Here is a 4,927-nt window from a genome sequence, read left to right as displayed (position 1 = left end):
GTGTTGGTGTGTCTGTGATCCGCCCTGCGTCGGGTAGCCGTCGGGTATGTCCGGAGCGTTTTGCTGGATCATTCGACGCCCGGTATCCAGCCACTTTCTGTTACTGGGTTGTCGACGCTGAGCAGGTGGCGGCGAAATCCGGCAAAAGATGTGGCGGTGGAGCGCGTCAAACCGGGTACATGGATGCCAATTGCCGTGTAAGCTGGAACCACCTGTAATCGATCAGTGACTATTTGCTATCGGCAGGGTAGGTTAAGGACGCGGCTGAGGTGTCCGGGTCGTTCCATCCGTCCCCGACTCGTGACACCCCAGTCGCGTCCTCGATCACCCTGGGTCGTCGGGCGTCCGTTGGTCACAGGCCAGCCACTGGCGTCGACGCCGACGGCGCCGGCGGGCCTGGTCGGTGCCCGCCGGTCAGCGCTGGTTGTCCATGTCGATCTCCTGTCGGATCCCCGGAGCCGCTCGTTGTCGGATCTCCGGATTCGCGCACAACACCGCGGCCGGCCACCATCGTTCGACCACGTCCTGGACGGCGTCCAGACCGAACTGGTCGTCGACATGGGCCAGCGCCGCTCGGAACTCCGCTTCGAACGCGGCCCGCTGGTCGGCGTCCAGCGCGGCGTGCACCGCGGACCCCGTCTTGTCCACTCGGATCCGCAGCCCCTCCAGCGAGGCCGGCACGTCCGTATCAGCCATATTTCCATTGTCTCGCTCCGCCTGGCGATAACGCAGACGGGGTGTCTCGCTTCCTTAACGTGAAAGGACTGGAACACGTGGCGAACCCTGCTCAGACACACCCGGCCCCCGGGGCCAGGACAGACCCGGGGCCAGGGCAGCGCCGGGGCCAGGAGAACCGGGCCCAGGATGCGCTCGGGCTCGATCGGACGCCGGTGAGCTCGGACGCCGGTGAGCTCGGACGCCGGTGAACTCGGACGCCGGTGAACCTGGACGCCGGTGAACCTGGACGCCGGTGAGGCGCGCCGCCGGTTCGCCGCCGCCAGGGTCGCCCGGCTCGCCACCGTGGACGCGGCCGGGCAGCCGCACCTGGTGCCGGTGACCTTCGCGCTCCACGACGATGTGATCGTCACGGCGGTGGACCACAAGCCCAAACGGTCGACGGCCCTCAGGCGCCTGGCCAACATCGCGGCCAACCCGCGGGTCACCCTGATCGCCGACCACTACGACGAGGACTGGCAGACCCTGTGGTGGGCCCGCGCCGACGGCCTCGCCCGCATCATCCCCGCCGAAGCCGCCCGCGCCGAAACCATCGAGGATGGAGCCACCGGGGACGGATCCGCCGGGAAGAAGCCGGCGGGGGAGAGCGCCGCCTGGCATGACGCGATCGACCGGCTGACGGCGAAGTACCACCAGTACCAGCGGCATCGGCCAACCGGCCCGGTCATCCTGATCGACGTCCACCACTGGTCCGGCTGGTCCTACCGCCCACCCCCGTGACGGCGGTGACGCCCCGCAGCGGCCACACGGCGCCGCACACGGCCCCTGGCCGTCCGCACAGATCATGATCGGCGCGAGTTTGTCGCTGTCCTGCCAGGCTTCCGCCCGGCTGTCCGCCTGCCGTGATGTGCGCCAGAGCCCGCTCGGAGGCCGGGTCGGTGTCCGCCTTCCGCGGGCCTCGCCGGCCAGCGCAGGGGCTGGGATGGGCGGCTGGACGGTCCGTGGCCAGCGGTCGCTATCCTGTAGCTGGCGGTACGTGATACCTGCGGCGCCTACCGTGTGGTACGCCGTACCTGGCAGCACGTGCGCGGGAGTGGCGGAATGGCAGACGCAGCAGACTTAGGATCTGCCGCCTCAGGGCGTGGGGGTTCAAGTCCCCCCTCCCGCACCGCCTTGTCAAAATGGAAAAACGCCTGTTCGGCCGGGCTTTCCCGTCCAGGCCGATCGTCAGGGCCGCTCGCCGATGCGGCAAGGAGCTCGTCGGTCGATTCCGCGTACGGCATATACACCACAATTTGGATAGTGCTTGCAGTGAAGTAACATTGCGGGCTGGAAGTTGGCGTACCGGCGCTGCATTCCCTTGAGAGCTTTGTCGCCGCTCCAGGGCACAAACATGGTGGCACCGTGCTTACAGGGTGACGGTGACCCCTCGTCAAAGTGGTCGAACTTGCGCGTGCTTGCCACCTTACGATGGTAAACAGTGTGTCCCGCCTCGATCCTGGGGAGTTCCTTCAGGGTAGCCGACGCCGCGTCCCACATAACCGTTACGAGGTGACGGCGGACCGCATCGTGGAAACTGTCGAATTTCTCGCCTGGTACGCCGAATCGCTCCACAGGACACCCGGCGTCCTGCATCTGCTGGACTATCGGCGGCCAGTCGGCACGGCCGGTCACCACGACGCCGAGGTCGGCGCGGTTGACAAGGGACTGCGAGCGCACTTCGCCTGGTGTCGCCGCCACCAGGAGCCGTAAGCCAACGACAGCGGCCGTTACCCGAATCCGTGGTTCCCAATCCGCTGGGACCGCGCGGTAACCCGACGTCGGCGTCCCGAGGAGGAGCACTTCTTGGGGGCCATCGATGCGCTCTCGTCGATCGCGCAGCCCGAGATCCATGTACATCGCCTCCAACCGAGCCGCGACAACGCACAGGTCCTGAGCGGAAAGCCGGCCGTCGTCGCCTACCTCGATCGGAACAGCGTCGACCGTCAGCTCAGCGACTTCCGGTGGAAGCCCGGCGGTGACGGTAGCGCCGAGCTCGACGAACAGCGTGATATCAGACGCGCTGGCGAGCACGGACTGCCAGACCCGGTAGCCTCCCCCGGCAACGCGCACCCGTCCCGCGGCGCCTGGCCGGTTGATGAGGTGGTCAAGAAGCGCTGTCGTGACCGGTGCTGTGAGCCCCTGTGCCTGGCCTACAAGCTCCTCGTGTGCCTGCCGTAGCCAACGCGAACTGGTGCGCTTCTGGGTCGCCAAGCGCAGCGGGGCGCTGCTGCCACCGCGCGTAGAAAGGACGACGTCGCAGACTTCACCGTCTACCGGGGACAGGACCGCCGGCGCGAGAGCAACGTCGAACAGGTCACACGCCCGTTTTTCTTGGACGCGTGTGCTGGCGCCGATGACGAACCGCCTTTCAGGCGTGCACGCGCAGGAGATGCTCGGCCCGTACCGGCAGGCTCGCAAGCTCGGCCAGGGTCATGTTGTCGATCACGAGGTGCAGCAGCGCGCGCAACTGTGCGAGCTCGTCGTCTGACACCCCTGGGGCGGGAGCGGGCTTCGATATGGAAGCCGGAGGTGCGGAAGCCGTGCGCGCGCGAGGCTCCAGGAGATCGGTCACGTCGACGCTCTGCTCATGTGCCCACGCAACGGCGTGAGCGAGGATCCGCCGCTGCAGTTCGCTCCGCCAGGCAGCCACGAGCCCCAGGTGGGTCAGCTCCTGCCGGAACCGCCCGCGCTGGGCGGTTTCATCAAGGCTGGCCAGGAGCGCCGCGCGCGCATCCTCATCCGGAAGGGCCGCAGCCCATTCACGCATCCAGCCGACTTGGGTGGACATGTCCGCAGCGGGTATTTTCGTGAATCGTTCAGGCGTTGATTCCCATGCTGGACGGCCATCCGCATCCACCGGGTACATGACACCGCGGCGGCTGTGCCGGTCCCAAACCCGACGCTGGTCCGGCGCCCAGTCGACGAAGCAATGCCACACCTCGTGACGGAGACGGCTCGTCGACGCGAGGGCGGTCCTGGGAGAGGCTGGCCGGACGCCGGCCTCCGCGATGTCCGCGGCGGCCGAACGGCTGTAGGAGGATGTCGGCACGTCATCAGGCGACTCGCCCGGTAGCAGGACCATCCAGTGCCCGGAAGGCATCTGGTGCAGCCCGACGCGCCCTGCGGCAGCAGCCGCCTGAACAAAATCGCGGAAGGTCGCGAACCCAAGCGTCTGCTCGGAGAATGCTCCGGCGGTACGCTGCTGCAGACCGGGCTTGAGCCCGGCGGTGGTGGTAACACGTCCGCGGTCCCGCCAGTCATGAACCAGTTCCACGAGGACATCCAGCGCCTCGGGCATCGTCAGGCCAAGAGGGACGGCGGTCACGACATGCCTCCAGAAAATGAAAGCCCTCTGGTCAGAGGGCTATCTGGTTTCAGTCGTCGACCCGTCTGGGCAGTGGCCTCCATGTGCTCCGTGTCCCGAGGGACTGCTGCACACGACCCGTAGGTGGACGGTTTCCCACGGCACCGCGAGGGCTTGCGCTGCTGGGGCTCCCCGTCCGAGGGTTGCCGTCTGGCCAAAAAAACTTGGCCCGACAATGAAGTTATGACGATGAAGTTATGACGATGAAGTTATGTTGACGGCCAGCAGTCGGCGCCGCACAGGCATCGAGTTGACTGGCCATGCAAGCCTACCCCGAGCCTGGTCCAGAGTCACGTGCTCCCTCTGCTCGGCCGGATGCCTCGGCCCGTATCCATACAGTGCCGCGCAAGTGACACACGGTGGAATAATGGTGGATGTGTGCTCGCTCTGCCGGGTGGTATCGGCGGGGGCTGTCATCGGTGACCGCGGTCCCGCCCGTTGATCGCGGTCACGTCGACAGGTATCCCGGGACGGCCGGGGCCAGCCACGGCCCGGACCGTCGTCGGATCGGATGCGCCGTACGCCGCCTGCCACAGCCTGCTCCGGCGCACCCGAGGTTTCCCATACACAGGCTGCCTGACCGGCTGCCGTGTGTGAAGGGGCCTACGGCACGTGCGCCATGTCACTTTGGTGACTGTCACGAGGGCCGTTGTTCCGCCAGGGACCGGCGAAAATACCCACGGAACGGTACCGAGCGGGTTTTTTCCGGATCCGTCCGCCCGGCCGCCCCGCCGGTCATCGGCGCGGGCCGGGCACATGCCATGATCGATGTGATTCTGATGCCGGGGAAGCGGTACGGGAATTATATTGATCATGGTGCCGGCTGAGGCCGGCGCGGGCGGCGGG

At 67.1% G+C, this 4,927-nt stretch carries 4 protein-coding genes and 1 tRNA gene; 2 read left to right on the top strand and 3 right to left on the bottom strand.

Annotation, left to right across the window (positions count from 1 at the left end; translation table 11 throughout):
• Positions 1 to 414 precede the first annotated feature (414 nt).
• Positions 415 to 696, bottom strand: a complete 282-nt coding sequence (locus tag NBW84_RS19970; RefSeq protein WP_250286372.1) for a DUF6247 family protein — start codon at positions 694 to 696, stop codon at positions 415 to 417.
• 258 nt (positions 697 to 954) lie between these two features.
• Between NBW84_RS19970 and NBW84_RS19965 the strand changes: the two genes are divergently transcribed.
• Complete coding sequence (locus tag NBW84_RS19965; RefSeq protein ID WP_250286370.1) at positions 955 to 1,455, top strand: TIGR03668 family PPOX class F420-dependent oxidoreductase; 501 nt, start codon at positions 955 to 957, stop codon at positions 1,453 to 1,455.
• A 307-nt stretch (positions 1,456 to 1,762) separates the two neighbouring features.
• Positions 1,763 to 1,843 (top strand) — tRNA-Leu (locus tag NBW84_RS19960).
• 59 nt (positions 1,844 to 1,902) lie between these two features.
• Here the strand turns inward: NBW84_RS19960 and NBW84_RS19955 are convergent.
• Both NBW84_RS19955 and NBW84_RS19950 read right to left on the bottom strand, forming a co-directional pair.
• Positions 1,903 to 2,928: a hypothetical protein gene (locus NBW84_RS19955; RefSeq protein ID WP_250286368.1), complete on the bottom strand. Its 1,026-nt coding sequence runs from the start codon at positions 2,926 to 2,928 to the stop codon at positions 1,903 to 1,905.
• A 157-nt stretch (positions 2,929 to 3,085) separates the two neighbouring features.
• Positions 3,086 to 4,042 carry a hypothetical protein gene (locus NBW84_RS19950; protein ID WP_250286366.1) on the bottom strand — a complete coding sequence of 319 codons (957 nt, stop codon included), beginning with the start codon at positions 4,040 to 4,042 and terminating at the stop codon, positions 3,086 to 3,088.
• Positions 4,043 to 4,927 lie beyond the last annotated feature (885 nt).

Source organism: Protofrankia sp. CiP1_Cm_nod2 (assembly GCF_920664355.1).
Classification (GTDB): domain Bacteria; phylum Actinomycetota; class Actinomycetes; order Frankiales; family Frankiaceae; genus Protofrankia.
This window is presented reverse-complemented; position numbering and strand designations above follow the sequence as displayed.